The sequence below is a fragment of the Amycolatopsis camponoti genome, from assembly GCF_902497555.1.
Taxonomy (GTDB): Bacteria; Actinomycetota; Actinomycetes; order Mycobacteriales; family Pseudonocardiaceae; genus Amycolatopsis; species Amycolatopsis camponoti.
The window spans coordinates 37,693-63,616 of sequence record NZ_CABVGP010000004.1; the positions used below are offsets into that span (position 1 = coordinate 37,693).

Annotated in this window: 28 protein-coding genes; 16 read left to right on the plus strand and 12 right to left on the minus strand. The window is 72.3% G+C overall.

Features of this window, described 5'->3' with window-relative positions; all coding sequences use genetic code 11:
• The first annotated feature begins 193 nt into the window (after positions 1-193).
• The 3 genes from AA23TX_RS47095 (at position 194) to AA23TX_RS47105 (ending at position 4,803) form a co-directional block, all read left to right on the plus strand.
• The gene (locus tag AA23TX_RS47095) at positions 194-2,641 is read left to right on the plus strand and encodes a glycoside hydrolase family 3 N-terminal domain-containing protein (RefSeq protein WP_155549556.1); all 2,448 of its coding nucleotides are present in this window, start codon (positions 194-196) and stop codon (positions 2,639-2,641) included.
• A 424-nt stretch (positions 2,642-3,065) separates the two neighbouring features.
• Positions 3,066-3,746, plus strand: coding sequence for a hypothetical protein (locus AA23TX_RS47100; protein ID WP_155549557.1), 681 nt, complete (start codon positions 3,066-3,068; stop codon positions 3,744-3,746).
• A gap of 178 nt (positions 3,747-3,924) precedes the next feature.
• On the plus strand, positions 3,925-4,803 hold the full coding sequence (locus tag AA23TX_RS47105; protein WP_155549558.1) for a hypothetical protein: 879 nt from the start codon (positions 3,925-3,927) through the stop codon (positions 4,801-4,803).
• A gap of 42 nt (positions 4,804-4,845) precedes the next feature.
• On the opposite strand, the gene AA23TX_RS47110 is transcribed toward AA23TX_RS47105, so the two are convergent.
• The gene (locus AA23TX_RS47110) at positions 4,846-5,796 is read right to left on the minus strand and encodes a LysR family transcriptional regulator (RefSeq protein WP_155549559.1); all 951 of its coding nucleotides are present in this window, start codon (positions 5,794-5,796) and stop codon (positions 4,846-4,848) included.
• 76 nt (positions 5,797-5,872) lie between these two features.
• Here AA23TX_RS47110 and AA23TX_RS47115 point away from each other — a divergent pair, with 76 nt between their 5' ends.
• Together AA23TX_RS47115 and AA23TX_RS47120 are read left to right on the plus strand one after the other, a co-directional pair.
• On the plus strand, positions 5,873-6,718 hold the full coding sequence (locus AA23TX_RS47115; protein ID WP_155549560.1) for an alpha/beta fold hydrolase: 846 nt from the start codon (positions 5,873-5,875) through the stop codon (positions 6,716-6,718).
• On the plus strand, positions 6,715-8,115 hold the full coding sequence (locus tag AA23TX_RS47120) for an MFS transporter (protein WP_155549561.1): 1,401 nt from the start codon (positions 6,715-6,717) through the stop codon (positions 8,113-8,115). Before AA23TX_RS47115 ends, AA23TX_RS47120 begins: the two co-directional genes overlap by 4 nt.
• On the opposite strand, the gene AA23TX_RS47125 is transcribed toward AA23TX_RS47120, so the two are convergent.
• The 5 genes from AA23TX_RS47125 to AA23TX_RS47145 are packed head-to-tail and all read right to left on the minus strand — an operon-like array spanning position 8,084 to position 12,839.
• Positions 8,084-8,314: an anti-sigma factor family protein gene (locus tag AA23TX_RS47125; RefSeq protein ID WP_155549562.1), complete on the minus strand. Its 231-nt coding sequence runs from the start codon at positions 8,312-8,314 to the stop codon at positions 8,084-8,086. The two genes, AA23TX_RS47120 and AA23TX_RS47125, sit on opposite strands and share 32 nt — an antisense overlap.
• Positions 8,311-8,952 (minus strand): RNA polymerase sigma factor, encoded by a 642-nt coding sequence (locus AA23TX_RS47130; RefSeq protein ID WP_196425941.1) that lies wholly within the window; start codon positions 8,950-8,952, stop codon positions 8,311-8,313. The genes AA23TX_RS47125 and AA23TX_RS47130 overlap by 4 nt, the downstream gene beginning before the upstream one ends.
• A 41-nt stretch (positions 8,953-8,993) precedes the next feature.
• Positions 8,994-10,181: a cation:proton antiporter gene (locus AA23TX_RS47135; RefSeq protein WP_155549564.1), complete on the minus strand. Its 1,188-nt coding sequence runs from the start codon at positions 10,179-10,181 to the stop codon at positions 8,994-8,996.
• A gap of 7 nt (positions 10,182-10,188) precedes the next feature.
• Positions 10,189-10,893 (minus strand): flavodoxin family protein, encoded by a 705-nt coding sequence (locus tag AA23TX_RS47140; RefSeq protein WP_155549565.1) that lies wholly within the window; start codon positions 10,891-10,893, stop codon positions 10,189-10,191.
• 14 nt (positions 10,894-10,907) lie between these two features.
• A complete protein-coding gene (locus AA23TX_RS47145; protein WP_155549566.1) occupies positions 10,908-12,839 on the minus strand; it encodes a thiamine pyrophosphate-binding protein in 1,932 nt (643 codons plus the stop codon).
• 227 nt (positions 12,840-13,066) lie between these two features.
• Between AA23TX_RS47145 and AA23TX_RS47150 the strand changes: the two genes are divergently transcribed.
• The 10 genes from AA23TX_RS47150 (at position 13,067) to AA23TX_RS47195 (ending at position 19,979) form a co-directional block, all read left to right on the plus strand.
• Complete coding sequence (locus tag AA23TX_RS47150) at positions 13,067-13,432, plus strand: hypothetical protein (RefSeq protein WP_155549567.1); 366 nt, start codon at positions 13,067-13,069, stop codon at positions 13,430-13,432.
• Entirely contained in the window at positions 13,429-13,716 is a 288-nt protein-coding gene (locus tag AA23TX_RS47155) for a hypothetical protein (protein WP_155549568.1), read from the plus strand. Before AA23TX_RS47150 ends, AA23TX_RS47155 begins: the two co-directional genes overlap by 4 nt.
• A gap of 99 nt (positions 13,717-13,815) precedes the next feature.
• Positions 13,816-14,118, plus strand: coding sequence for a hypothetical protein (locus AA23TX_RS47160; protein ID WP_230863117.1), 303 nt, complete (start codon positions 13,816-13,818; stop codon positions 14,116-14,118).
• Between the two features lie 175 nt (positions 14,119-14,293).
• Positions 14,294-14,590 carry a PadR family transcriptional regulator gene (locus AA23TX_RS47165; RefSeq protein WP_155549569.1) on the plus strand — a complete coding sequence of 99 codons (297 nt, stop codon included), beginning with the start codon at positions 14,294-14,296 and terminating at the stop codon, positions 14,588-14,590.
• A 321-nt stretch (positions 14,591-14,911) separates the two neighbouring features.
• Complete coding sequence (locus tag AA23TX_RS47170) at positions 14,912-15,139, plus strand: hypothetical protein (protein WP_155549570.1); 228 nt, start codon at positions 14,912-14,914, stop codon at positions 15,137-15,139.
• Positions 15,140-15,332: 193 nt separating this feature from the next.
• Positions 15,333-16,271: an ABC transporter ATP-binding protein gene (locus tag AA23TX_RS47175; protein ID WP_155549571.1), complete on the plus strand. Its 939-nt coding sequence runs from the start codon at positions 15,333-15,335 to the stop codon at positions 16,269-16,271.
• A complete protein-coding gene (locus tag AA23TX_RS47180; RefSeq protein WP_155549572.1) occupies positions 16,268-17,101 on the plus strand; it encodes an ABC-2 transporter permease family protein in 834 nt (277 codons plus the stop codon). Before AA23TX_RS47175 ends, AA23TX_RS47180 begins: the two co-directional genes overlap by 4 nt.
• Positions 17,102-17,275: 174 nt before the next feature.
• Complete coding sequence (locus AA23TX_RS47185) at positions 17,276-18,580, plus strand: sensor histidine kinase (protein WP_196425942.1); 1,305 nt, start codon at positions 17,276-17,278, stop codon at positions 18,578-18,580.
• Positions 18,577-19,254 (plus strand): response regulator, encoded by a 678-nt coding sequence (locus tag AA23TX_RS47190; protein ID WP_155549573.1) that lies wholly within the window; start codon positions 18,577-18,579, stop codon positions 19,252-19,254. The genes AA23TX_RS47185 and AA23TX_RS47190 overlap by 4 nt, the downstream gene beginning before the upstream one ends.
• 95 nt (positions 19,255-19,349) lie before the next feature.
• Complete coding sequence (locus AA23TX_RS47195) at positions 19,350-19,979, plus strand: transglycosylase SLT domain-containing protein (RefSeq protein WP_155549574.1); 630 nt, start codon at positions 19,350-19,352, stop codon at positions 19,977-19,979.
• A gap of 104 nt (positions 19,980-20,083) precedes the next feature.
• Here AA23TX_RS47195 and AA23TX_RS50650 read toward each other — a convergent pair whose 3' ends face one another.
• Positions 20,084-20,338: a hypothetical protein gene (locus AA23TX_RS50650; protein ID WP_230863118.1), complete on the minus strand. Its 255-nt coding sequence runs from the start codon at positions 20,336-20,338 to the stop codon at positions 20,084-20,086.
• A 192-nt stretch (positions 20,339-20,530) separates the two neighbouring features.
• On the opposite strand from AA23TX_RS50650, the gene AA23TX_RS47205 reads away from it, so the two are divergent.
• Positions 20,531-20,809, plus strand: coding sequence for a hypothetical protein (locus AA23TX_RS47205; protein ID WP_155549575.1), 279 nt, complete (start codon positions 20,531-20,533; stop codon positions 20,807-20,809).
• Here AA23TX_RS47205 and AA23TX_RS47210 read toward each other — a convergent pair.
• The 5 genes from AA23TX_RS47210 to AA23TX_RS47230 form a co-directional block, all read right to left on the minus strand.
• Positions 20,806-21,729 carry a M56 family metallopeptidase gene (locus AA23TX_RS47210; RefSeq protein WP_155549576.1) on the minus strand — a complete coding sequence of 308 codons (924 nt, stop codon included), beginning with the start codon at positions 21,727-21,729 and terminating at the stop codon, positions 20,806-20,808. The two genes, AA23TX_RS47205 and AA23TX_RS47210, sit on opposite strands and share 4 nt — an antisense overlap.
• A complete protein-coding gene (locus tag AA23TX_RS47215) occupies positions 21,726-22,100 on the minus strand; it encodes a BlaI/MecI/CopY family transcriptional regulator (RefSeq protein ID WP_155549577.1) in 375 nt (124 codons plus the stop codon). Before AA23TX_RS47215 ends, AA23TX_RS47210 begins: the two co-directional genes overlap by 4 nt.
• A gap of 25 nt (positions 22,101-22,125) precedes the next feature.
• Positions 22,126-23,034, minus strand: a complete 909-nt coding sequence (locus AA23TX_RS47220; protein ID WP_155549578.1) for an undecaprenyl-diphosphate phosphatase — start codon at positions 23,032-23,034, stop codon at positions 22,126-22,128.
• Between the two features lie 222 nt (positions 23,035-23,256).
• Complete coding sequence (locus AA23TX_RS47225; protein ID WP_155549579.1) at positions 23,257-25,245, minus strand: glycosyltransferase family 4 protein; 1,989 nt, start codon at positions 25,243-25,245, stop codon at positions 23,257-23,259.
• Positions 25,242-25,907 (minus strand): DUF998 domain-containing protein, encoded by a 666-nt coding sequence (locus AA23TX_RS47230; RefSeq protein ID WP_230863119.1) that lies wholly within the window; start codon positions 25,905-25,907, stop codon positions 25,242-25,244. The genes AA23TX_RS47225 and AA23TX_RS47230 overlap by 4 nt, the downstream gene beginning before the upstream one ends.
• Between the last annotated feature and the right edge of the window lie 17 nt (positions 25,908-25,924).

Here is a 25,924-nt window from a genome sequence, read left to right on the forward strand (position 1 = left end):
CACGTGGCACGTCGCGCGGGACGGCCTCGCCGACAGGCCACCCGCGTCCCTCGACCGGGATACCGCTTACTTCAAGGCGTGAACCACGGACGTCCGGCCGCCGTTCGGCGCTTTACAGCCCGGGCGGAAGGCGCCTACCGTGCGCTCGCATCCATCCGGCCGGTCCGTGCCGACCACGGCTGAAGGAGGTCAGGTGTTCCGCAACCACAGACCCAGTACCCGCGCCACCGTCACGGTGCTCGCAGCGACGGTCCTGCTGGCGGTTCCCGCGTTCACCGCCAGTAGCAGTGCCGCCATCGACCTGGGCGCCGCGCCCTGGCTGGACACCCACCGCCCGGTGCCGGCGCGGGTGGAGACGCTGCTTCACGCGATGACGCTGCCCGAGAAGGTCGGCCAGATGGACCAGCAGCTGGTCACCACGCTGACCGATGCGAACAGCGCGACGTGCGGGAACAACGGATTCAATCTACCCAATCCCGAATGCATGCGAAAAATACTGGTCGACGCCAACGTCGGTTCGATTCTCGCGGGCGGCACCGAGAATCCGGTCGACACCACGGGCAAGGGCGGCGTGGGCAACACCGGCTACGACTGGGCCACCGAGTACAACATCATCCAGCAGTTCGCGATCAAGAACTCGCGCCTGCACCTGCCGGTGGTGTTCGGCGTCGACGCGGTGCACGGCTTCGGTCACCCGTGGCAGGCGCCGCTGTTCCCGCAGTCCATCGGCATGGGCGCCACCTGGGACCCCGCGCTCGCCCAGGCGGGTGGCAAGGCGACCGCGGACGCCCTGCGCGCCACCGGCTGGACCTGGAACTTCGCCCCGGTCCAGGACATCGCGCGCGACAACCGGTGGGGCCGCACCTACGAGACGTGGGCCGAGCAGCCGGCCCTGTCGGCCGCGATGGGCGCCGCGAACATCAAGGGCATGCAGACGCCCGGCAAGCGCGGTGAGCTGAACGTCAGCGCGACGGTCAAGCACTTCGCCGGCTACTCGCAGTCGGTCAACGGCCACGACCGGGCCGAGGCGCTGCTCCCGATGAACTACCTCCAGACGACCATCCTGCCGCCGTACGCGGCGGGGATCGACGCGGGCGCCGGCACGGTGATGGTCAACTCCGGTTCGATCAACGGGGTTCCCGCCACCTCGTCGCACTACCTGCTGACCGACGTCCTGCGCGACCAGATGCACTTCCAGGGTGTCGTGATCAGCGACTACCAGGACGTCACCGCGTTGCAGACCGCCTATCACATCGCGGCGGATCTCCCGGGTGCCATCGCCGCCGCCGTGAACGCGGGCGTCGACATGAGCATGCAGGTCTCCGACCCGGCCGGCTGGCAGGCCGCGATCCTGCAGGCCGTCGACACGGGCAAGATCTCGCGCGCGCGGATCGACCAGGCCGTGCGCCGCATCCTCACGCTGAAGTTCCAGCTCGGCCTGTTCGACCAGCCGTGCGTGGCCGACCCGGCGAAACCGTGCGTCGACGCGAACGCCGCCAACGCGGCCGTCACGGCGGGCCGCGATCAGACGCTGAAGGCCGCGCGGGAGTCGATCACCTTGCTGCGCAACGAGAACAACGCGTTGCCGTTGCCGGCGGGCGCGAAGGTCGTGGTGACCGGCCCGAGCGCGGACTCGATGACCAACCAGCTCGGCGGCTGGAGCGTGAGCTGGCAGGGCGTGGCGGGTGCCGGCCACGTGTGCTGCATGGGCCCCGAGAACCAGATTCCGCCGGGCACCACCGTGCTGGGCGGCATCCGGGCCGCGAACCCGGGCGCGGTCTACGCGCCGGATCAAGCCAGCGCCGTCGCGGCGGCGGCCGGCACCAGTGCCTATGTGGCGGTGGTGGGGGAGAAGGCCTACGCGGAAGGGCTGGGCGACAACCCGGCGCCGGCCCTGGCGCCCGACCAGCAGGCCCTCATCTCGGCACTGGAGGCGACCGGCAAGCCGGTGATCGTCGTGGTCGTCGCGGGCCGGCCGGTCGGGCTGGGCCCCGCGGAGAAGGCGAACGCGGTGCTGATGGCCTACCAGGGCAGCACGGAAACCGGCACGGCGGTGGCGGATGTGCTGTTCGGCAAGACGAACCCCGCGGGCAAGCTGCCGATCAGCTGGCCGTCCGACGCGCCGGCCGTCGGCGCCGACTTCGCCGGCACGGCCCCGTCCCCGCTGGGGGACCAGCCGAAGTTCTTCGACCAGCTGCCCAGCACCGCGTCCGGTCCGGGCAACGCGTACAACCCGCAATTCCCGTTCGGCTACGGCCTGTCGTACACGACGTTCACCCACACGAACCTGGCGGTGACGCCGAAGGTCGCGCGCGGCGGCACGGCCACCGCGACGTTCACCGTCACCAACACCGGAACCCGCGCCGGCACCGACATCGTGCCGGTGTACGTGGCCCAGCCGGTGAGCCCGGTGGTCGTCCCGCCACAACGGCTGGTCGGCTTCGCGCGGGTGACGCTCGAACCGGGCCGGTCCCAGGTCGTGCGCGTGTCCTTCCCGGCGTCCGCATTGGCCGAAAGCGCACCGGACATCAACGCGTCCGGCCCGCCGGCCGTGGTGCCGGGCAGTTATGTGCTGCAGCTGGACAAGAACAGCACGACGCCGTACACGGTGGACGTGTCGGCGCCGTTCCTGATCCAGTAGCAAGCGGTCGCTTGCGGGGCGACGCCGGCGCGTCGCCCCGCAATGCCCGCTCAGGCCGGTGTCCCGAATGGCAGAGAGCGTGGGGTGACCTCGTTTCCGCTGGTAGCAGCCCAGTTTCGCGCCGGTTGTAACTCCGGCGAGCCGGGGGACGACCTAGCTCCTGATTGAGGAGACGCCCCATGTCACAGCGTGCAACACGGGTCACACCGAGTCGGTTCGGGTGGCTGCTTCTCGCCTTCGTCTTCGCCGGCACGGCCGGCGTGCACCTCTACTTGCTCTTGTCGACCGCGGCCAGGTGGCCGGGCTGGGCGGCGATGGTCCTGGTGGTACTGGCCCTGAGCTGCGTCAGGAACTCAGGGCTCGGCCGGGGCCCCGCGCGTGCTCGTGCCGACGCCGGGAGCGCGAAGAGCGGGGAGCCCGCTGGATGAGCGGGTGGTCCGACCCGTCGGCTCTGGCCGTGTTCGTGATCGCCGTCGCGCTGCTCCTCGCCGCCGGCACGAGTGGTGCCCTCAGGCTCCCGCCGCTCAACGTGCACGGCCCGCTGACCCCGGCCGGGATCAAGGTGACCGCCGCCCTCGGTGTTCTGTGCTTGGCCGTGGCCGGAGGGGTCGCCTTGTGGGGCGGGCACGACTCGCCACCGCAGCCGACCGCGACGCCGCCACTCTCGAGCTCGGTTCCGCAGGCCACCTCACCTTCTTCCGCGGAGACGCCGGGTTCGACCGCGCCCACTCGGTCGACGGGAACGCCGCCGTCGCCCGGGCTCACGGAACTGGCCGCCGATCGTGTTTCCTTGGGAACGTCGACCGGATACGACTTCGACACGGGCAAGACCGGTTTCGCGGGCGAGGGTGCCGACATAGTCGTCGACAGCACCGGTATCAGTGCGGTTTCCGATACCGCGCTCGCGCTTTCCGGCCGAACGGACACCCGGCCGGACGGATGTCCCTCGGAACTGAGGCTCAGCCGAGTGCCGCGCAGCGGTACCGCGTCCGGTCGATCGGTCTGCGCTCTGACGACGAGCGGGAACCTCGCGGTGTTCACGTTCTCCGATTCGCGCTCGTCGGGCGAAGTGGTGGTGGACTACGTCTTGTGGGGTAACCGATAACGACGGACCGGCCACCTGGGGCTGCCATCTCCACCGCCGGCAGGCGGAGGCTCGGCTCAGTGGTGACCCCCGAGCCGGGACCGCGCTACCCGGAAGGGGCCGGTTCAGGGGGATCCCCGAAGCGACAACGGGTCCGCTGTTCCTAGCCTGGCGGTACTCGAGGGGAAGGAGCACGGCCATGCGTTTGTCCCACCTGTTCGCGGCCACGGCACTGGGGATCTCGACCGTGGTGGCGACGCCGGTCGCGGCCGACGCGACGACGACGTGCACGGCTCCGGCACCGGGCCCGTGGACCGTGGACCCCGCGAGCGCCGCGGCGCCGGCCGGGGCGGGCCGCCCGGCGGACCCGGCCACCGCCGCACGGGTGCGCGCCGGCATCCGCAACTTCGTCGCCTGCGTCGACGCCGGTGACCCCGCCAAGCCGGACGACCTCGCCGCCAACCCGGCGGCGACGTTGTTCACCGTGCACTTCATCACCACGTTCATGCACCAGGACAGCTACGCGGCCGTGCCCAGGGTGCTCGGCGGCCTGCGCATCGATCGGATGCGCACCCTCGACGTGACCGCCTACCCGGACGGCAGCGTCAGCACCGAAGGCACCTACCTCGCCTACGGCCACAAGCTCGCCCACGAACGCTGGAACTGGTGGCCCGACCCCGACGGCCACCTGAAGGTCAACAAGCTCGAACCGCTGGCCCCGCCCGTGCCGCCGGACGCGGCCACCCTCGGCATCGAGGTCGGCGACTACTACTACCGGCCCGACACCCCGGTCGTGCGCGCGCCCGGCGGCAAGGTGGTGCTGCGCTTCCACCAGTCCGGCGCGCAGCGCCACGAGGCGATCCTGTTCCGCCTTCCCGACGGCGCCACCGCCGCCGACCTGTTCAACGGCAAGCTGACGCCGGGCCAGGTCACCACCGTCGGCCAGGACAACGGCTCCGACGTCATGTCCCTGGTGGCGCTGCGGCCCGGCACCTACACCCTGATCAGCTTCGAACCGGGCCCCGACGGCAGGCCGCTCGCCCTGCACGGGCTGACCGCGCAGTTCCGGGTCTGCTGACCCACGCGCTGCCCGAGCCGGGGGAGCGTCCGCACCAGGTGACTACGGCTTGACCGACCGGGCTTCGCGGCGGGCGAGGACGTCGTCGAGGCGGGAGCCGACTTCGGCGCAGTTGGCGCGGACGATGTCCAGGAACGCCGCGAGCACCGGGGAGTCGTCGGCCGCGCGGAACGACAGCTGCAAGTCCGGGAGGCGGACGCGCGGGGCGATGTCGCAGAACCAGACGTCCTTGCGGGTGACCAGCCGCATCCGGGCCGGGCCGAGGCCGACGCCGACGTCGCACGCCGCCAGGCCGATGATCGTGTGGATGTCCCGGGACACCGTGGCGGCGTCCAGCGCGGCCGCGCCGGCGCCGAACAGGTCGTGCAGGCGCGCGGCCACGGCGGGTTCCTGCGTCGGCGCCGACATGATCAGACGCTCGGCCGCGAGCTGCTCGAGCCGGATCTCCGCGCGGCCGGCGAAGGGGTGGGCGGTGCCGACGACGGCGACCAGGTGGTCGGCGCCGATGGGGACGGTCACCAGGCCGTCCACCCGCGCGCCGCGCGGGGTGCCGCGGCCGACCGCGACGTCGAGTTCGCCCGCGACCAGTGCGGCCGTCCCGTCCGGGCTGTTCACTTCCCGCAGGTCGAGCCGGACGTCCGGCCGGGCCCTGCGGAACCGGCCCAGAACGCCGGGCAACGGGTCGAGCAGGGCCGAGCCGATGAAGCCCATGCGCAGCTGTCCCGTCTCGCCGCGGGCCGCGCGGCCGGCTTCGACCGCGGCGGCCGTCATCTCGCCCAGCGCCCGCCGGGCCCGGGCCAGGAACGCGGTGCCGGCCGCGGTCGGGAACACCCCGCGGGGCGTGCGGTCGAACAGCCGCTCGCCGACCTCGCGTTCGACGGCCGCGATCTGGGTGGACAGCGGCGGCTGGGCGATGCCGAGGGACGCGGCCGCACGGCCGAAGTGCTGGTGCTCGGCCAGCGCGAGCGCGTAGCGGAGGTGACGGGACTCCATATTTTCAGGATATCGCGCGAGGCGGATTCAGCTATGAAAGTGGATAGCGCACTCGTCACGCGGTGGGGTGGACCTCATGACTGGAACCACCGCTTGCGTGCTCGTTCACGGTGCCTGGCACTCCTCACTGCACTGGGCCGCCACCCAGCGCGCACTGGCCGCGCAAGGCATCACCGGCGTCGCCGTCGACCTCCCCGGGCACGGCGTGACCGCGCCGCTGCCGTCCGGGTACCTCCGGCCCGGCCAGCCCGGGCTGGCGACCGAGCCCTCCGCGCTCGCCGGGCTGACCACCGAGGTGCTCGTCGACGCCCTGATCGCCGACCTCGCCGAGGTGCGCCGCCGGTTCACCAGCGTGGTCCTCGTCGCGCACAGCGCGGGCGGCGGCCCGGCGTCGGCCGTGGTCGAGCGGCACCCCGACCTGGTCGACCACGTCGTCTACCTGTCGGCGTTCGTGCCCGCCGGACGGCCGCGCTTCGGCGAATACGTGACGGACCCGGTCAACGCCGGTGCCGCCCACGCACCCCGGACCGGCGACCCCGAAGTTCTCGGCGCCTTCCGGATCAACCCGCTCTCGCCCGACCCCGCCGAGGTCGAGGCGATCCGGCGGGCGTTCCTGACCGACTGGCCCGCGGACCGGCCGGGCTGGCGCCTGACGCTGCACCCCGACGAACCGATGGCGTCGCTCGCCGGGGCGTACCCGGTGACCGCCGGACGGTGGGGCCGGGTGCCGCGCAGCTACATCCGGCTGACCGACGACCTGGCGCTGCCGCCGGCCACCCAGGACCTGATGATCGCCGAAGCCGACCGCCTGACCCCGGAGCGCCCGTTCGCGGTGCACTCCCTGCCCGGCGGGCACTCGCCGTTCCTGACCCGCCCGGCCGAGCTCGCCGAGCTCCTCGGCCGGATCGCGAAGCAGGCATGAGGCCCGCCGCGCAAGCCGTGCTGCTGTCGGGGACGTTCGTCCAGCTGATGAGCGTCACCGTGATGCAGCTCGCCGTCCCGCGCATCCGCCACGACCTCGCCGCCGGCTCGGGCGCGGGCCAGCTCGCGCTGGTCGGCTACACGCTGACCTACGCGTGCGCGCTGATCACCGCGGCCCGGCTCGGCGACCGGTTCGGCTACCGGCGGGTGTTCGTCATCGGCACGGCCGTGTTCACGCTGGCGTCGCTGGCCGCGGCCGCCGCGCCGGCCGCCGGGACCCTCGTGGTCGCCCGGCTGGTGCAGGGCGTCGGCAGCGGCCTGGTCGCGCCGCAGATCCTGTCGCTGATCCAGACCGCGGTGCCCGCGGACCGGCGGGCCGGGGTCCTGGGCCGATACGGGGCGACGATGGCCGTGGCCTCGCTGGCCGGCCCGCTGTGCTGCGGCGTCCTGCTGCACTTCGACCCGTTCGGGCTGGGCTGGCGGCTGGCACTGGCCCTGCCGGTGCCGGTGGGCGTCGTGTCGCTGGCCCTGGTCCGGATACTCCCCGGCGGGCGCGGCCCGGCGGACGCGAGCCGGGTGGATCCCGTCGGCGCAGCGTTGTCGCTGACCGGGCTGATCCTGCTCGTGCTGCCGCTGACCCTCGGCCAGGACGCGGGCTGGCCGGCCTGGACGTGGGCGAGCCTGGCCCTGGGGCTGGGCCTGCTCGCCGCCTTCGCCGCGGCACAACGCCGAGTGCGCTTCCCCTTGGTGCGGCCGGAAGCGCTGACCGCGTCGACGACCCGATGGGGCATCGGTGCGGTGTTCCTCTTCAACGCCGGCATCCCGTCGTTCAGCCTGCTGCTTTCCTTGCACCTGCAGGGCGCGCTGCACCGCGGCCCGCTGGTGACGGCGTTGACCGTCGCGCCGTACGCGATCGGCGCTCTGCTGGGCAGCGCGGTCGCCGAAGCCGCGGCACGCCGGTTCGGCGCCGCGGCGCTCGCCGCCGCGTCCGCCGGCTTGGCCGCGGTGTCGCTGCTGCTCATTCCGGTGCTGGCCGGGCCGGCGCCGCTCCTGTGGGCGGTGCTCGGGGGCGGCGGCTTCGCGTTCGGCGTCTTCACGGCATCGGCGTTTTCCCTTGTCTTGAAACGGGTTCCGGTGCCCGTGGCCAGTTCCGTGTCGGGGTTGCTGCCCACCGCGCAGCAACTCGGCGGCACACTCGGCGTGGCCCTGGCGGGGATCGCCTACGCCGCCGGGGCACTGGACGCGGCGATGGGTTACGAGGCCGTCGTGTTCCTGCTCGCGGCCGCGGCCACGGCGCGCTTGAGGAAGCCTACCCAAGCAGCTTTCGGTACTGCGCCAGTTCTACTACGACATCGCGCTGTCCGCGTCACCCGCGGTGCCAGTCGCGGAAGGCGGTGAGGACGGCGTCACGGGTCTCGGGCGAGAGGGTTTCCGGTGGCAGCCGCCCGAGTTCGCCGATGGTCGTGCGGAACTGGTCGAGGTAGCGTTCGCAGCCTTCGCAAAGCGCGAGGTGGTCGATGAAGCGTGCTTCGGTGCCGGGGTCGAGGGCGTCGTCGAGGAACGCGGTGACCAGTTCGACGAATTCGTCGCAGTTCACGTCCTCGCCCCCGTCGCCAAGTACACCGCCAGCCGCTCCCGGACGGCGGCGCGGGCCCGGTGCAGCAGGACGCGCTGGTTGGCCGCCGAGATCCGCAGCATCGCACAGACCTCTTCGGCGGTGTAGTCCCCGACGTCGCGCAGGCTCAGCACCGCGCGCTGCCGCGCGGGGAGCTCGTCGAGAACGGTGGTGATCACCTCGCGGATCTCGAGGACGAGCGCGGTGTCCTCCGGCGACGCCCACGCGGCCGGGGCTTCGCGCCAGTGGCCGGGGTAGCCGCCGCCGGTGCCCTGGAACCGGGCCGGGTCGACGGTCGGGCCGTGGTCCTCGTCCTGGGGCAGGATGCTGGTCCACGGCACGCTCCGGCGCTCGGCCACGCCGCGTTTCTTGGCGGTGTTGACCAGGATCCGGAAGACCCAGGTCTTGAACGCCGACCTGCCCTCGAAGGCATCGACGCCCTTGAGCACGGCGAGCCAGGTCTCCTGGACGACTTCCTCGGCGGAGGCGCGGGTGGACACGAACGAGCGGGCCAGCCGGAGCATCGGCGCCGACCACGCGTCGAGCACCGCGGCGAACGTCGCGTCGTCGCCCCGGCGGACGGCGGCGATCAGCTCGTCCTCCGGCGGCAGCTTGGTCACCAGGCGAATATAACGGCGGCAGGCGGGCAAAAGGATGACCGTCACCTTACGGCCGCCTTCCGGCCGCGCAGCAGCGAAAGGGCGCCCGCGGGGAAGGCGAGCACCGACAGCAGGCCCGCGCACACGAGCCCCGCCGCGGTCGCCGGGGACATCGACCCGGTCAGCACGCCGATCTGGGAAACGGTGACCAGGAACGGCAACGACGTCGCCTGCAGCAGCGCCGCCGCGGCCGCCGGGCGCCGGCCGAACTCCCGGGTGTACAGCAGCGCCGGGACGCCGCGGGCGATCAGCAGGGCCACCAGGAAGAGGGGAATTCGCACCGGCGCCGCCGGGTCGGCCAGCAACCCACCGAGGTCGAGCCGCAGCCCGCCGGCGACGAAGAACACCGGGATGAGGAAGCCGTAGCCGATGGCGTCCAGCTTGACCCGGAACCGCGGGTGCGACGCGGCGTCCCGGTCGAGCAGCCCGACCACGGCGCCGGCGAGGAACGCGCCGAGGATGCTCTCCAGCCCGAACGCCTCCGCGAGCGCGACGAACGCGACCAGCAGCACCACCGCCGCGCGGACCCGGATCTCGGCGGTGGTGTCCTGCAGCCTGGTCAGGGTCGCGCCGAGCCGCCGCGACCTCCCGGCCAGCGACACGACGACCGCCGTCGCCGCGACCAGCAGCGCGAACGCCACCAGCAGCACCAGCCGCCCGCCGGTGCTGCCCCCGGACGCCGAGAACAGCAGCGACAACAGTACGACGGCGGCGAAGTCGGCGACCGAGCAGGCGGCGATGATCGCCTGCCCGAGCGCCGTTTCGGCCTGCCCGGCGTCCTTGAGCACCGGCACGACCAGGCCGAGTGACGTCGCCGAGAGTGCCACGGCGATCAGGAGCGGGCTCTTCACCCAGCCCGCCGCGCCGAACCCGGCTCCGGCGGCCAGGCCGAGCGCGAGCGTGACGCCGTAGCCGAGCAGCGCCAGCCGCAGTGCCCGCCCGCGCAGCCGGTGCACGTCGATCTCCAGCCCGGCGAGGAACAGCAGGAACGCCAAGCCGAGCAGGGCGGCGATCTCCACCGGCACGTCGGCTTCGACCCAGCCCAGCACGGACGGCCCGGCGACGATCCCGAGCACGATCTCCAGCACGACCGCCGGGACGCGCAGTTTCGGGACGAGCGCCGTCACCAGGGGCGCGACGAGCGCGATCGCGGCCACCGCGAACAGGTTCACGAACTCGACGCCGGGCATCGCGAGCTCAGCGGTATTCGGGGTTGGCGAAGTCGAAGCGGCAGCCGGCGTCCCATTCGCTGCGCTGGTTGCCGTGCGCCGGGATGCCGCCCGCGTCCTTGAGCATGCGGGCCAGGTGGAGCAGGTTCCAGGTCATGAACGTGGTGTTGCGGTTGGTGAAGTCGTTCTCCGGTCCGCCGGAGCCGGGGTCCAGGTAGGACGGTCCGGGGCCGGCCTCGCCGATCCAGCCCGCGTCCGCCTGCGGCGGGACGGTGTAGCCGAGGTGCTGGAGGCTGTAGAGGACGTTCATGGCGCAATGCTTGACCCCGTCTTCGTTGCCGGTGATCAGGCAGCCGCCGACCCGGCCGTAATAGGCGTATTGCCCGGCGTCGTTGAGCAGGTGCGAGCAGGCGTAGAGCCGCTCGATGACCTGCTTGGTGACGGAGCTGTTGTCGCCCAGCCAGATCGGGCCCGCGATGACGAGGATGTCGGCGGCCATGACTTTTTCGTAGATGCCCGGCCAGGCGTCGGTTTCCCAGCCGTGCTCGGTCATGTCGGGCCAGACGCCGATCGCGATGTCGTGGTCGATCGCCCGCAGCACCTCGACGGTGACGCCGTTCTTCTCCATGATGCCGCGGCTGACGTCGATCAGCCCTTCGGTGTTGCTGCGCTCGGGGGAGCGCTTGAGCGTGCAGTTGACGAACAGTGCGCGCAGGTCGCCGTAGGTCGGCATGGTTTTCCTTCCGGTCAGAGGAGTTCGGCGTCCTGCTCGACGCAGAGCAGGACGGGTCCGTCGGTGGCGAACAGGCTTCTCATGGCGTCGTCGAGCTGGTCCCGGGAAGTGACGCGGATGCCGGTGGCACCGCACAAGCCGGCGTAGGCGGCCCAGTCGGGGTTGCGCAGCGAGGTCTGCCAGACCGGGTAGTCCCCGGCGAGCTGCTCCTTGCTGATCTTGCCGAGGGCGTTGTTGTTCAGCAGCACGTGCTTGACCGGGATGCCGTACTTGACGGCGGTGGTGAGCTCGGTGGCGTACTGCCCGAACCCGCCGTCGCCGGTGACCGCGACGATCGGCCGGCCGGGTGCGGCCGCCCACGCGCCGAGCGCCGCCGGGTAGCCGAACCCGATCGAGCCGAGGTAGCCCGACATCAGCACCGGCTGGCCCCGCGACTCGAGGTAGCGGCCGAGCGAGTAGGCGTGGTTGCCGACGTCGACGGTCACCACGGCGTCGGCGGGCAGGTGCCGGGACAGCGCGTCGAACACCGCCGCGGCGGCCACCCCGCGCCCCCGGTCGTCCCGTACCCGGCGGGCCTTTTCGGCTCGCCAGATCTCCCACCGTGCCGCGACGTCCCGGCGCTGGTCCTCGGCTTTCGTCTCGCCGAGCGCGGCGGTCAGCGCGGCGACCGTGAGCCGGGCGTCGCCGAGCAGGGACCTCGTCACCGCGTCGAACCGGCCGATCGCGGCGGGCTCGTCGTCGATCTGCAGGATCGGCTTGTAGGCGGCGATCCCGGTGTGGCTCGAGAACGACGCGCCGACGACGATCAGCAGGTCGGCCTCGTTCATCAGCCAGCTCGCGACCGGTGTGCCGCTGCGGCCGAGCACCCCGGCGCCGAGCGGGTGGGTGTCCGGGACCAGGCCTTTCGCCTTGAACGTCGTGAGAACGGGCGCGGTGAGCGTCTCGGCGAGCAGCCGGACCTCGGTTTCGGCGCCCCGCGCGCCGTGACCGGCGATCACGACCGGCCGGCGAGCGTCCCGGACCACTGCGGCGGCGGCTTCGACGGCGGAACCTTCCGGCCGGATCCGGCGGTCGGCCGCTCGTCCGTCCGGAGTGGACGCGGGCGCGTCGCTGGGCTGGACCTGGACCTCGTCGGGCAGCACGAGGTGGGCGACCCCGCGGTGGTCGAGGGCGTGCTTGACCGCGAGCGCCGCGAGCTCGGCGTGGTCGCTGCCACTGTGGACGGTCGTGGTCGACACGGCGACGTCCCGGAACACCGCGGACAGGTCGACGTCCTGGAACGCGCCGCGGCCGAGCACCTTGGACGGCACCTGCCCGGAGATCGCGAGTGCCGGCGCGCCGTCCAGCTTCGCGTCGTAGAGCCCGGTGAGCAGGTTCGTCGAGCCGGGGCCGGCGATCGCGAAGCAGGCCGCCGGGCGGCCGGTCAGCTTGCCGTACGCGCTCGCGGCGAAGGCCGCGGCGCCCTCGTGCCGGATGCCGACGTAGGTGAGCTCGCCGCGGTCCTCCGCGCGGCGCAGTGCCTCGGCGAACCCCAGGTTGGAGTGCCCGACCATGCCGAACACGTGGGTCACGCCCCAGGCGACGAGCGTCTCGACCAGCACGTCCGCGACCGTGCGCACGGCCGTCGGCGGGTCCGGCAGCCGGACGAACACGCCGTCCTCGCGCTGCTCGACCGGGTAGGTCGCGACGCCGTCGGAAAACCCCTCCGGGGGCAGCCCGGAGATCGGGTCGTAGTCGTAGCCGTGCCACGGGCAGCGCAGCAGGCCTTTCTCGATCGAGCCTTCGCCGAGTGGGCCGCCCTGGTGCGGGCAGCGGTTCTCGAGCGCGCCCAGCCGCGCGCCGCACCGGGACAGCGCGACGCTGCGTCCGTCGATCGTGACGCTGCGAACCCGGCCGTCATCCGGCACGTCCGCCGGGTCGACCCGGTGCCAGCCGTTTTCGGTCATGTGACGCCTTCCAGACTCGGGGACACTGTGCCGTCGAAAGAGTGGTGACGGCAGACTCAGTGCCTCGATGGGGGCCAGGCGTTACACGAGGAGTTCGGCGATGTCCGAAGCTCTCGATGCCCAAGCCCACGTCCGAAGAGGACACGCACCTTGTGGTGCACTCGTCGGCAACGCTTCGGCCGCCGCGAGCGATATAAGGGCACGCGTTGACGGCGGGAGGTGGTCCGATGAGCTTCTGGCCGGTGGGTGCCGCCGCGAGCTTCACGTTCGCGGGGACGGCCGTGGTGGTGGCGCCGGTCTCGGCGTGGGCGTTCAAGAAGGTCGGGCTGCCCCAGTGGCCGCAGAGTACGGCACTGGATCACGTCGTGTGGGAACGCGACCGGGTGCTCGCCCTGGCCAAGGGCACGGCGACCAGCGCGCTCGGGTTCCTGAGCGCGGTGATCGTGGCGCTGCTCAAGCACGAGATCAACGACCGCGTGCCGGGCTTGGCGGTGCTGTGCTGCCTGCTCGGCGCGGTCGGCCTGCTTGTGTTCGCCGCGAGGATGAGCGTGAGCGTCCGGCTGACCGCGGCCACGGAAACGGATCCGCGATGACGACCGACCAGATCATCTACCTCGTGCTCGGGGGTGCCGGTCTCGGCGTGCTGATGGGGGCGCTGACGCGGGTGAGTCCCGGTGGCGGGCCGCAGCCTCGGCGCGCGGCGGATTCGGGCCCCGATTTGCCTCAGCCGCCGCCTACCGTGCCTGAGCCGCCTCTGACCAGTGAAGAACAAGAGGCCGCGGTTGAGGAACAGCGCCTGCGGCACCAGCACGCTTTGGCGGTGGCGAGGCAGAACCGGCTCCGCGAAATCGCCCGGCGGCGCCCGAAACCGGAGTGAGGCGGGCCCGGCTCTCTTCTCGGCCGCACGTAACCGTGCGGTAAGGATCACCACCCGGGAACCGTGTGAGACTGAGGTGATCCCGACGAGGAGGTCACCATGGCCAGCAGTCACCCGCGCCCAACGTCGATCGGCGGCCACACTCACAACCGATTGGCGAAAGCGGGAATCTCGGTCGTCTCCGCCCTCATCGTCGCGGCCGGCGCGAAGGGCGCTTTCGAGATCAGCAACAGCACCATGATGATGAACATCGCTTCTGTCGGCGCGTGGGTGATGTTGTGCCTCGGCCTGGCCTACGCGGGCGTCCGGATCCGCCCCGCCGTCGGCGGCGCGCTGCTCGTGGGCGTAGGAATAGGCGTGCTTCTCGTGGTGATCTTCGGCGGCATGCAGATGCTCGGTTGACGCGACGGCGCCGGCGGCGGGGTCGCTGCCCGGAAAGCCCTGGCGCAGAACGGGTTTCCCGACGCCCAGCTGCACGAGGAACGCTTCGACCCGTGATCGCCCTCAGGCGCCTGCGCGGTACGTTGCGCGTACTACGTGACACGTAGTAACGTGCGGCCGACCGAAGGGGCCGAGCATGCCGAACGACGCTCAGATCTTGGTGCTCTACGCACTGACCGATGGCCCGCTGCACGGCTACGCGATCAACACCGCGATCGACGAACTGACCGGCGAACGGCTGGGGCCGGGCAGTCTCTACGGCGCGCTCGCGCGCTTGGAGGCGAAGGGGCTGATCGAAGCACTCGGCGGCGAAGGTCGCCAGCGCCCGATGCGGATCACCGAGCAGGGCCGCGCCGTGCTGGAAAGTGAGCTGCGGGCCATGGCTCGGGTGGCCGACGCGGGTTTGCGGCGGCTCGGCGAGCGGCCGGCATGACCGTCGCGCAGGGGCTGGTCCGGCTAGCCGCGGGCGTTCCGGGACCGGTGGGGCGCCGACCTCGCGGCTGACCTCGGCGCGAGCGGCGCCCGGTCGTGGCCGGACCTGCTCGTGGGCGTGGCCGACGTGTGGCTGCACCCCGCGGTCTGGCCCGCGCGCTCGGCGTCCCAGCGTCAAGCCCGGTCACCGCGATGGCGGTGATCGTGACCGGTCTCGGCTGGTTCGCCGTCCACCTGACCGTCGAGGACGCTCGCGGACTTCCGCGAGTGCTCGACGCTTGTGCGGCGGCGGTGGCCACCGGCTTGGTCTTCGTTGTGGGGCTTGGCCGTGATCCAGGTCGCCAGAGCGGTCGCCGGGATCGGCTTCGTGCCGGCCGTGTCCCCGCGGCGCTTCCGGCTCGGGGTCCGGGTGCTGGCCACGGCGGCCGCGGCCATCGGCGCGACGCAACTGGTCGCCGCGGTCGTCAACGCGGCGCCCGCGTCGGCAGCGCTCGGACTGTGCCTGCTCACGACACCCCTGGTCCTGCGAACCCCGGAAACCGCGGCCTGAAGGGCGGACAGCTCCGCGGCACCGAACTGCCGGGCCACGTCGGCCTGATCACGCCGGCGGTGAGCTGTCGTACCGCGGTACTACTCGCCGCGCCGGATTGCCTCCCGCGGTACCACGAAACGGCCCGAGTCCCCTCCTACCGTCGGGGAAGAACGGGCCGGGGCGACCGGTCCGCGGATCCAGGGGATGAACGATGATCGAGGCACACCAGCTGACCAAGCGGTACGGGGAAAAGACAGCGGTCGACCACCTGGACTTCACCGTCCGGCCGGGCGCCGTCACCGGGTTCCTGGGGCCCAACGGCGCGGGCAAGTCCACCACGATGCGGATGATCGTCGGGCTGGACGCGCCGACCAGTGGCTCGGTCAAGGTCAACGGCCGCCGCTACGCCGAGCACACCTCGCCGCTGCAGGAGGTCGGGGTCCTGCTCGAAGCGAAGTCCGTCCACAGCGGACGGTCGGCGTTCGACCACCTGCTCGCCCAGGCCCAGACCCACGGCATCCCGCGGCGGCGGGTCGACGAGGTGATCGAGCTGACCGGGCTGCAGTCGGTGGCTAAGAAGCGCGCGGGGAGCTTCTCCCTCGGCATGGGCCAGCGGCTCGGGATCGCCGCGGCCCTGCTCGGCGACCCGGCCACCATCATGCTCGACGAGCCGGTCAACGGCCTGGACCCCGAGGGCGTCCTCTGGATCCGCAATCTGCTCAGCGGGCTCGCGGCCGACGGCCGCACCGTGTTCGTCTCGTCGCACCTGATGAGCGAGGTGGCGCTGGTGGCGGAGCACCTCATCGTCGTCGGCCGGGGCCGCCTGCTCGCCGACACCACCGTGCACGACCTCGTCCGGGACGCCGGCGGCGACACCGTCCAGGTGGCCACCGCGGATCCCGCGCGCCTGCGCGAGGTCCTGGCCGGTCCCGGCGTCGAGATCGCCGGCCGCACCGGTTCCGAGGAGCTGCAGGTGAAGGGCCTCTCGGCCCGCGCCATCGGCACCAAGGCCGCCGAACACGGCATCGCCCTGTTCGAGCTGTCCGCCCGGACCGTCTCCCTCGAAGAAGCCTTCATGGACCTGACCCGCGACGCCGTCGAGTACCACGGCGTCACCACCGGCATCGACGCGCTCGGGAGGGCGGCATGACCACCTTGACCCCGGAAGCCCCCGCCCGCACCGTCCGCCCGGTCTACCGGGTGACCGGGCGCCACGTCCTGCGTTCCGAGTGGACCAAGCTCTGGTCCCTGCGCTCCACCTGGATCACCCTGGGTCTCGGCCTGGTGTTCCTGGTCGCCTTCGGGCTGATCTCCGCTGCCCGGTACAAGTCGAACATCGGCTCCGGTCAGCCGCTCGACCCGGACTTCGCCGACGCCACCGCGCTGAGCCTGTCGCTGTTCGGCACGAACTTCGCGCAGCTGACGCTGGGTGTGCTCGGCGTGCTCGTGGTCGCCGGCGAATACTCCACCGGCATGATCCGCTCGACGCTGACCGGGGTCCCGCGCCGGCTGCCGGTGCTGTGGTCCAAGTCGGCCGTGTTCGGCGTCGTCGCCCTGCTCGTCGGCACGGTCGGCGCGTTCCTCGCCTTCATCTTCGGCAACGCCATCGTGGCCGGGACGCCCGCGGCGATGTCCCTTTCGGACCCGGGCGTGCTGCGCAGCCTGCTGGGCACCGGCCTCTACCTGGGCCTGGTCGGGGTGATCGGGGTCGCGCTCGGTGCGCTCCTGCGCTCGGTCGCCGGGGGCATCTCGGTCCTCGTCGGCGCGCTGATGCTGATCCCGGGCCTGGTCTCGCTGCTGCCGAAGTCGTGGCAGAGCGACATCAGCCCGTACCTGCCCAGCAACGCGGGACAGGCGATGTTCGCCCTGACCCACGACGCGACCACGCTGGCGCCGACGGCCGGGATGCTGGTCTTCGCCGGCTGGACGGTCCTCCTGCTGGGCGGCGCCGCCTACCGGCTCGCGCGGTCCGACGCTTGACGACGCCCACCGCCGGCGCGGCCCTCTGGGTGCCGTGCCGGCGGGTTACCAATCCGGCCAAAAGTAGGCCGACCCCCACGCGACACGTAACCGTTGCTACGAAGCCATGCGGCCGTGACTGTGGTCGGATTGGTCACGATCGGCACAGTCCGCAACGATGAGCAGGTGACGCCCGTGCCCGACGACCCAGCCGCGGTGCCGTCGTGGACCGGATCCCCGCTGGTCGTGCGCCTCACGGCGTACGGTCAGCGGCTGCGGCAGGCCGACCGGCGCCACCCGTGGGTCCTGGCCCTGGCGGTGGTCGCCGCGCTGTTCCTGCTGTTCTGCGTGCCGGACCTGGTCCAGCACGACGACGGGGACGGCCCCGACGAGCTGCGGCTCGCGTTCACCCACCTGCCGGTCGCCGGCACCCTCGCGCTGCAGGCCGGCTTGCTGCTGCCGCTGTTGTGGCGGCGCCGGGCCCCCTCGGTGGCGCTGGCCATGACCGCGGCGGTGTTCGTCGTCCAGTGGTCACTCGGGGTCTTCCTGCGCGCCGACGTCGCCCTGCTCGTCGCGCTCTACAGCGTCACCCTGCACGCCCGGCTGCGGCACCTGCCGTGGGCGGGCGCCGGGGTGGTCGCGCTCCTGCTCCCCGTGGCGGCCCGGGTCTCCCGCGCGGTGTCCGCGGTGTCGTTCTGGGAGGCGCTGTTCTTCCTGCTCACCGCGGTCACCGCGGCCGTCGCGCTCGGGCTGGCCGTCCGGATCCGCCGGGCCCAGCTGGCGAGCCTGCGCGATCGCGCGCGGCAGCTGGAGATCGAGCGGGACCAGCGCAGCAAGCTGGCCGCCGTCACCGAACGCACCCGGATGGCCCGCGAGATGCACGACATCATCGGCCACAACCTGTCGGTCATCATCACCCTGGCCGACGGCGGCGCCTACGCGGCCGACGTCACCCCCGAACGCAGCAAGCAAGCGCTCGAGCTGGTCGGCGACGCCGGGCGGCAGGCGCTGGGGGAGCTGCGGCGCATGCTGGGTGTCCTGCGGGAGAAAGCGGACGCGCCGGAGCTGAACCCGCAACCGGGCATCGGCGACCTCGACGCGTTGTGCACGAGGATCCGCGCCGCCGGACCGGAGATCTTCCTCCGGTCCGGCGGTGAGCTGGACACCCTCGATCGCGGGGTGCAGCTGATGACCTACCGGATCGTCCAGGAGGCGCTCACCAACACGCTCAAGCACGCCGGCCCGCGGACCCGGGTCGACGTCCTGATCGCCGTCGAGGGGCCGGCGCTGCGCATCCGCGTCCAGGACACCGGACCGCCCGACGCCGCTGCGCCGCTCGATCCACCCGCCGAGGAAGGGCACGGGATCGCCGGGATGCGGGAACGCGCGGCCCTGTACGGCGGCACGGTCACCGTCGGACCCACCGCCGGCGGCGGGTGGGTCGTGCAGGCGGTCCTGGATCTCACCCCGATCTCCGTCCCGCCCGGCGGTGCGCTGTGACGACCGTGCTCATCGTCGACGACCAGCCCCTGCAACGGTTCGGCTTCCGGATGCTGCTCGACGCGACGCCGGACACCGAAGTCGTCGGGGAAGCCGCGCACGGGGCCGAAGCGGTGCGCCGGACCGCGGAGCTGCGGCCCGATGTCGTCCTCATGGACATCCGCATGCCCGGCATGGACGGCATCGAAGCCACCCGGCAGATCCTCGCCACCGGCGGCCGGTCCCGCGTCCTCGTCCTGACCACGTTCGACCTGGACGAGTACGCCTACGCCGCGTTGCGCGCCGGAGCGAGCGGGTTCCTCCTCAAGGACGCCCATCCCGAAGAACTGCTCGCCGGTATCAGGGCGGTCGCGGGTGGCGACGCCGTCATCGCCCCGGCATTGACCCGGCGGCTGCTCGACACCTATGCCGAGCGGCTCCCGGACGGCAGCGCCGATCCGCCGTCCCGGACCGATCCTCGCTGGCTGAGCTTGACCGAACGCGAGCAGGAGATCCTGGTCGCCATCGGCAGTGGGTGGACCAACGGCGAGATCGCCGAACGTCTGGTGCTGTCGGAATCCACGGTCAAGACCCACGTCGGCCGGGTGCTGGCGAAGGTGGGTGCCCGGGACCGCGTCCAGGCGGTGATCTTCGCTTACGACCTCGGCTTGACCCGGCCGAATCCGCCGAGCTGACCCTCCATCCCGCGGTCGATCCGGGCGCAGACCAACAACAACGGCGGCTGAGCCCTTCCCGCTATGGTGGTGGTGAACCGGGAAAGGCGGGTGCCATGCGGCCGTATCTCGTGTTCGCGGCCGCGTGCGCACTCGCCTTGGCGGGGTGCTCGGCGGCGACCCCGGGGAGCGGCGCCCCCACGACGTCGGCCGCACCACCGCCGAGCCCGTCGGACACGGCGTCCGCCTCGACAGGGAACCCGGACCCGGCGAAGTTCGCCCCGCAGGTCGTCGCGCGGGCCCGGGAGGCGGGCGTCGATCCGCAGCTGGTGCTGGCGATCCTCTACAACGAGGACTACAAACCGCACGACCCGCAGCTCGAGCGGGCCTGGCAGAACCTCAAGCCGGACGCGGCGTTCGGGGTGGCGAACATGCACCGTGCGACGTTCGACGAGACCCGCCGCGGACGGCCGTTCGCCTCCCGGCAGTGGACGGAGCTGCCCGACGACCCGGATCTCGCCATCGAAGCCGAAGCCTGGTACCTGCACGACCTGACCGCCCAGCTGCCCGCGAAACACAGCGGCCAGTACACGACCGACGAGCTGCTGGCCCTGGGTTACAACGCCGGGCCCGGGAACATGAAGGCGTTCGCCCGCGGCACCAAGCCCGGCGCGCAGGCCCAGACCTACCTGGTGGACCTGCGCGCCGCTTGGGCGAAAGCCGGTGCGGCCGTCGGGAAGCGGTGAGCTCAGCCGATCGCCATCAGCAATGCGGTGAGGGCGGCTCTTTCGCAGGCGATTGCTCGATGTCGGAAAAGAGTTGCTGAATCGAACGCGAGGTTATCGCGAGGTCAGCGTCGACAAAGCAGACTTTTGCCTGACCGCAACGAAGGCGCGGTGAGCAGCGGCTCGGAACGCCCGCCGACGCCGTCGAACGCGGCGGGGTTGCCCGCCTCGTCGGCCGGGACAGGCGCGCCGCCGACGAGGGTCAGGTTCGCGCTGTAGGTCGGGGTGACGCCCGTGACCAGATATCCTTGGGACGCCAGGTCTTCCGCGATCGTCGTGTACTGCGGCGCGGCGAACCCCAAGCCGGGCAGCAGAACCACGACGGGGAACCGCCCGGCCGCGACCGGCGCGTCGGCGACGGAGTGGGCCCGGATCTTGTCGAAGCCGGTCTCGCTCCACGCGAGCGCACCACCGAGGTGCAGACCCGCCCACGCACCCGGGGTGGACGGCGCGGGCGCGGCCCGCGTAGTGCGCGCCGTGTACTAGTTTGCCGGACGTGCCATGCTGAAGCGATGAGTCGGCGTGGTGCGGTCGAAGCGAGTTGGCTGAGCGCCGTCTCGGTTGGTCTGTGGGTGGGCAGCTGGATCATCGTGTGGCACGAGATCTTCCGCTGGCACCACATGACGAAGACCTTGCGGTTCCAGGTGCGGGACATCCCGCCGGGCATACCCGAGCCGAAGCCGGGCCTACCCGTCATCGTGCTGCGGGCGGTGGCGATGTTGTCGCCGATCATCGCGGTCGTCAGCTTCGGCGTTGCGAAACGCCGGGCGAGGCGGGGGAGCGGCGGTTAGTGGCCGTCGCTGTCGGCCTGGGCGATCTCGATGCCGTCGTGGAGGTCGGCCGCGCTGTCGAGGGCGGTCTGAGCCGAGAGACCCGCGATTCCGATGACCAACGCGCTCAGCAGCACCACGGGCAGCAGACCGTGTGCCCCGGTCGTGGGAGTCAGCAGCGCCGATACGCGGCGGGGGACCGGTCCGCCGGTCGCGGCGAGCGCGAACCCGTGGTGCGGGCGGCCGGCGAGGGCGGCCTTGGCCACGGCGTGCGCGACGACCGCCCGGTCGCCGACCCGGTGCGCCGCGGCTTCGTCGGCCCAGCGTTCGAGGGCGAACCCGGCCGCCGCGCACAGCGGGCGCAGCAGTGGGTTCACGGCCGAGGACACCTTCAGCGCCAGCAGGAACAGGTGGTGCCGGGACGCGAGGTGGGCACGCTCGTGCGCCAGCAGAGCGGACCGCTCAGGCGGGTCCAGTGCGGCCAGCATGCCGCTGGACACGGCGATGCGGCCGCCGCGGCCGGGTACGGCGAACGCCACCGCTTCGGCGCCCGACAGCAGCACGACCCCGTCGCGGCCGTGTTCGTCCAGCTCGCGCGAGACGCGGCGGGCCCACCGCACGTACCGGACGATCGTGCGCGCCAGCAGGATCACCACCGCGGCCAGCACCGCGCCACTCGCGATCGACACCGGCACGTCCACGCCGCTCTCCGCCCGGAACGCTTGTGGCGACCAGCTGCCGAGGCTGGCGACCGCGGGGATCAGCGAGAGTCCGGAAAAGGCGAGGAGCGCCAATGCCGCGGTGCTGCCCGCGGCGAGGACCAGGCAGGCGCCGGTGAGCAGCCAGCTCGCCGCACGCGGTGGAAGTCGAGGTTCGACCAGCCGGGCCGCGGGCCACGCCAGCGACGGCAGCAGCAGCGGGATCAGCAGGTCGGTGGTCACTTTTTGCCGCGCAGCAGATCTCGCAGCAGGGCTTCGTCCGAGTCCGACAGCTGCGTCACGAACCGGGCCAGGACGCTGTCGCGGTCGGGCTCGCCGTCGAGGACCTTCGTCATCTTCCGGGCCGCGAGCCCGGCCTCGTCGTCGACAGCGTGGTAGCGGAACGAGCGCCCGTGCTTCTCTCTGGTCGCGACGCCCTTGTCGTGCAGCCGGCTGAGGATCGTCACCACGGTCGTGTACGCGAGGTCGTCCTCGAGCTGTGCCTGGACGTCGGTGGGGGACAGGGGTTCGTCCGAGCCCCACAACACGCTCAGCACCTCGGCCTCGAGTGCGCCGGGCGCGCGTCGCGCCGTGTCCTTCCGCCGGTTCCGCATCCTCCGAATCTACACGGCTGTCGTATCAGCGAAGGGTGAGCACGGCCAGCGCTCCGGCCCCGGCGAGCACGGAGTAGATCGCGAAGGGCGTCAGTGTCCGGGTGTGGAAGTAGCGGGTGAGGAACCGCACGGCAAGATAGGCGCTGACGAACGACGCGAGGCTGCCGACCAGCACCTGGCCGTGGATGCCGGCGCCGAGCGGGCCGAACAGGTCGGGGATCTTGAGCACGCCGGCCGCCAGGATCACCGGGGTCGCGAGCAGGAACGAGAAGCGGGCGGCGTCTTCGTGCGACAGCCCGCGCAGCAACCCGGCGACCATAGTCACGCCGGAGCGGCTGATGCCGGGCAGCAACGCGAGCACCTGCGCGCTGCCGATGAGGACGCCACGGCCGAAGGACATGCGCGACAGCCGTTCGTCGGCGGCGACCTCGGTGTCGGTGGCGGCGCCGGGTGAGTCGGCCGGCACCGGGGTCGCGGCGTTGGCCCGGCGCCGGAGGAGCTCGCCGCCGTACAGGACGACGCCGTTGGCGATCAGGAACGCCGCGGCCGGGATCGGCTTGCCGAGTGCGGTGCGGAACAGGTGTTCCAGCAGTAGACCGCTCACCCCGACCGGGATGGTCGCGAGGACGATCAGCCAGGCGAGCCGCTCGCCGGACGTCTGCACCCGGCGGTGCCGGATCGAGCTGAAGAACCCGCCGATGATCCGGACCCAGTCCCGCCGGAAGAACAGCAGGAGCGCGGCAGCGGTGGCGACGTGCAGGCCCACGATGAACGCCAGATAGGGCGACTCGGGCGTCGACACGCTCAGGTCCTGCGCCCACTTCCCGCCGATCACCGCCGGGAGGAGGACGGAGTGTCCGAGGCTGGAGACCGGGAACAGCTCGGTGACGCCCTGGAAGGCGCCGACGACGATCGCTTCGAAGTAGTCCAGCACGGTGCCTTCCAGGGGATCTCTACGATGATGTAGAAATACTACCCGACTGTAGAAGTTGCGTTACACGGCCACGACCTCCGCGAGCGGCCGGCCGGTCGGTCAGATCGGCCGGCTTCGCCGCTTCGACCAACCTGCGTTCGGGCATGCCGCACTGTCACAGGGAACGGGCAAGCGCCCGACCAATCTGAGTTGGCCGAGCGCTTACCCGGGATCGGTGATCGATTACGCCGCCTGACCGACGGTGGACGACGCAGGAATGCCCAGCAGGATCCGGTACTGCGCCTCGAAAGTCGCCAGCGCGTCGTCGATGTCGTGCCGGGCGACGATGGCCCGGGAAGCTTCGCCCATCCGGGCGCGTGCCTCGGAGCCGGCGGCCAGCTCGGCGATCCAGCGGGAGATCGTGGTGATCGCGCCCGGCTCGAACAGGTAGCCGTTTTCGCCGTGGTGGACCAGGTGGGGCAGGGCGAGCGCGTCGGCGGCGATGACCGGGAGGCCCGCGGCCATCGCTTCCATGGTCGCGAGGCTCTGCAGCTCGGCCGTGCCGGGCATGCAGAACACGGCGGCCTCGGCGTAGCGGTGCACGAGCTCGGCGTCGGAAACGAAGCCGTGGAAGGTCACGCGGTCGGCGATGTCCAGGTCCGCGGCGAGGGTTTCGAGTTCCTGGCGACGCGTGCCGTCGCCGACGAGGTCCGCGCGGACGTGGGGCAGCGGGGCGAGCGCGCGCAGCAGCTGGTCGATGTTCTTCTCCGCGTCGAGGCGCCCGACGAACAAGACCGACATCGGCCGGTCGCCCGAGCGGGCCGGCGCGGCGTAGTGGGCGAGGTCGATGCCGCAGGACACGACCTGGGCCGGCCGGTCGAGGCCGATTCCGGCGAGGACTTCGGCCGCCCGGGGTGTCGGCGTCGTGATGATGCGCGCGTCGCGGTAGACGCGCACGAGGTCCTTCCAGGCCCAGCGGGCGATCGTGTCCTTCACCCGGCGGGGGAACGGGGTGTAGCCGAGGAGGTTGTCCGGCATGAAGTGGTTGGTCGCCATGCCCGGAACGTCGCGGTCGGCCGCCACTTCGAGCAACGCACGCCCGACGCCGAAGTGCGCTTGGACGTGGACGACGTCCGGGTGGACCTGGTCCACGATCTCGCCGACGGCGGCGCGGATGCCACCGGGGGTGCAGAACCGGTAGTCGCGGTGGAACGGGATCGCGCGGGAACGGACGCGGTGGATCGTGTAACCGTCGCGCTGCTCGTCGCGGGCGGGGCCGTCGTCGGACGGGCAGACGACGTGGACGTCGTGGCCGCGGCCGGCGAGCCCGCGGGCCAGGCGCTCGGCGAAGAACGCCGCGCCGTTGATGTTGGGCGGGAACGTGTCGGCGCCGATCAGGACGCGAAGGCCGGTCGGGTGCTCGGGCACGGTTTTCTCCTCGATCTTCGGATGGGCTTGCGGAACGGCACCGGCGAGCACGCGCACACCGGCGAGAGCGACGACCGCGGCGATCGCCGCCGCGGGCTGGGGGACCTCGCCGTAGGCCAGAGCGGCGACGGCGACAGCGGTCAAGGGATCGAGCACCGTCGTCGTGCCGACGACGACGGCGGTGGGCCCGGCGGCGTACGCGCGGTGCAGGACCACGCCGCCGGCGCCGAGCAGTAGCAGAGCCTGCCCGCCGAGCAGCACCGCGGTGGCCAAGGGCTGGGACGCGGCGGCGTGCACGACCGACGAGCCGAGTCCGAAGAGGACGGCCGACGCGGCGGCCAGCGCGGCGCACCCGGCCCGGGCGAACCACGCGAGCGTCGCGATCACGAACCCGGTGACAGCCACGGTTTCGGCCGTCCCCGCGCTGATCGCCACGGCGGGGGCAGCCGAGGCGGCGAGGGCCACGAACCCGGCCACACCCGCCACCACGAGCACGACGGCGGTCACCACCCGGCGGTCGCGGGCACGCCGTCCGAACACCACGGTCAGGACCAGGCTGAACACCCCGAGTGGCTGGACCACCGGAAGCGGAGCCAGCGCCAGCGCGACGACGTGGAGCAGGCTGCCTCCGGTCGCCAGGCCGGTACCCGCCCACCAGCCGGGAGAACGCAGCAGCCGGGCGAGGGTGCGCAGCCCGGGCGTGCCCCCGGCGGCCAGGTCGGTGACCTCGGCGTGCTGCCGGGTCGCGGCCACCGCGAACAACACGGCAGCGACCAGGGCACAGACGATGGCGAGGGCTATCATCGAACGGCCTCCGGCGTCGCGACCGAGGGGTGCTGCGGACCACGGGCCGCGCGCCGCAGGGCGATCGCCATCGTGGCTACGATCAGGAACTCGGCCAGCAGCGCGGCGCGTTCGAGCAGCCCGGCCGGGAGCCAGCTGATCAGCTGCGCCGTGCCGAACGCGGCCGCGGTCACGATGCCGGCGATCGCGCCGCGCCGGAGCGCCGGTGCCGCGGGGTGCCAGCGGGGCTCGGCTCGCAACCGGGTGCTCAACGTCCAGGCCGCGAGCGGCAGGCTGGCGAACAGCACGGCCCCGCCGGCGCGGTGGATCTCGCCCGAGACGGTGGGGTCGGCGGCGCTGAGGCTGCTCCGGAAGAACAGGACCACCAGGAGCCCGGCCGCCCAGAGCAGGAAGAGGGTGCTCACCAGCGGGCCGCGGGGCAGGGCGGCCAGCTGCGCCGCGACCGCGAGCGCGGCCGCGCAGGCGAGCAGCAGCAGGATGGCGACGGTGAAGAGCAGCCGGCCGCCGCGGTGCCAGGCGTAGTCGCTGACCGGGTCGCGCCAGGGGCTGACGTTGCCGGCCAGCCCGAAGGTCAGCCCGGCGATGATCGCCTGCGCGACGGCGGCCATGACCAGCGTCAGCGTCGCCAGTGGCGTGGGCGAAAGCGCGGTCCGTGGGGTCACCCCTCAGACGTTGTCGC

Coding starts and splice junctions, on each gene's coding strand:
- AA23TX_RS47100 (WP_155549557.1), top strand. CDS start 3,066: ATGAGCGGGTGGTCCGACCCGTCGGCTCTGGCCGTGTTCGTGATCGCC.
- AA23TX_RS47105 (WP_155549558.1), top strand. CDS start 3,925: ATGCGTTTGTCCCACCTGTTCGCGGCCACGGCACTGGGGATCTCGACC.
- AA23TX_RS47110 (WP_155549559.1), bottom strand. CDS start 5,796: ATGGAGTCCCGTCACCTCCGCTACGCGCTCGCGCTGGCCGAGCACCAG.
- AA23TX_RS47115 (WP_155549560.1), top strand. CDS start 5,873: ATGACTGGAACCACCGCTTGCGTGCTCGTTCACGGTGCCTGGCACTCC.
- AA23TX_RS47120 (WP_155549561.1), top strand. CDS start 6,715: ATGAGGCCCGCCGCGCAAGCCGTGCTGCTGTCGGGGACGTTCGTCCAG.
- AA23TX_RS47135 (WP_155549564.1), bottom strand. CDS start 10,181: ATGCCCGGCGTCGAGTTCGTGAACCTGTTCGCGGTGGCCGCGATCGCG.
- AA23TX_RS47140 (WP_155549565.1), bottom strand. CDS start 10,893: ATGCCGACCTACGGCGACCTGCGCGCACTGTTCGTCAACTGCACGCTC.
- AA23TX_RS47145 (WP_155549566.1), bottom strand. CDS start 12,839: ATGACCGAAAACGGCTGGCACCGGGTCGACCCGGCGGACGTGCCGGAT.
- AA23TX_RS47150 (WP_155549567.1), top strand. CDS start 13,067: ATGAGCTTCTGGCCGGTGGGTGCCGCCGCGAGCTTCACGTTCGCGGGG.
- AA23TX_RS47155 (WP_155549568.1), top strand. CDS start 13,429: ATGACGACCGACCAGATCATCTACCTCGTGCTCGGGGGTGCCGGTCTC.
- AA23TX_RS47160 (WP_230863117.1), top strand. CDS start 13,816: ATGGCCAGCAGTCACCCGCGCCCAACGTCGATCGGCGGCCACACTCAC.
- AA23TX_RS47165 (WP_155549569.1), top strand. CDS start 14,294: ATGCCGAACGACGCTCAGATCTTGGTGCTCTACGCACTGACCGATGGC.
- AA23TX_RS47175 (WP_155549571.1), top strand. CDS start 15,333: ATGATCGAGGCACACCAGCTGACCAAGCGGTACGGGGAAAAGACAGCG.
- AA23TX_RS47180 (WP_155549572.1), top strand. CDS start 16,268: ATGACCACCTTGACCCCGGAAGCCCCCGCCCGCACCGTCCGCCCGGTC.
- AA23TX_RS47195 (WP_155549574.1), top strand. CDS start 19,350: ATGCGGCCGTATCTCGTGTTCGCGGCCGCGTGCGCACTCGCCTTGGCG.
- AA23TX_RS47205 (WP_155549575.1), top strand. CDS start 20,531: ATGAGTCGGCGTGGTGCGGTCGAAGCGAGTTGGCTGAGCGCCGTCTCG.
- AA23TX_RS47215 (WP_155549577.1), bottom strand. CDS start 22,100: ATGCGGAACCGGCGGAAGGACACGGCGCGACGCGCGCCCGGCGCACTC.
- AA23TX_RS47225 (WP_155549579.1), bottom strand. CDS start 25,245: ATGATAGCCCTCGCCATCGTCTGTGCCCTGGTCGCTGCCGTGTTGTTC.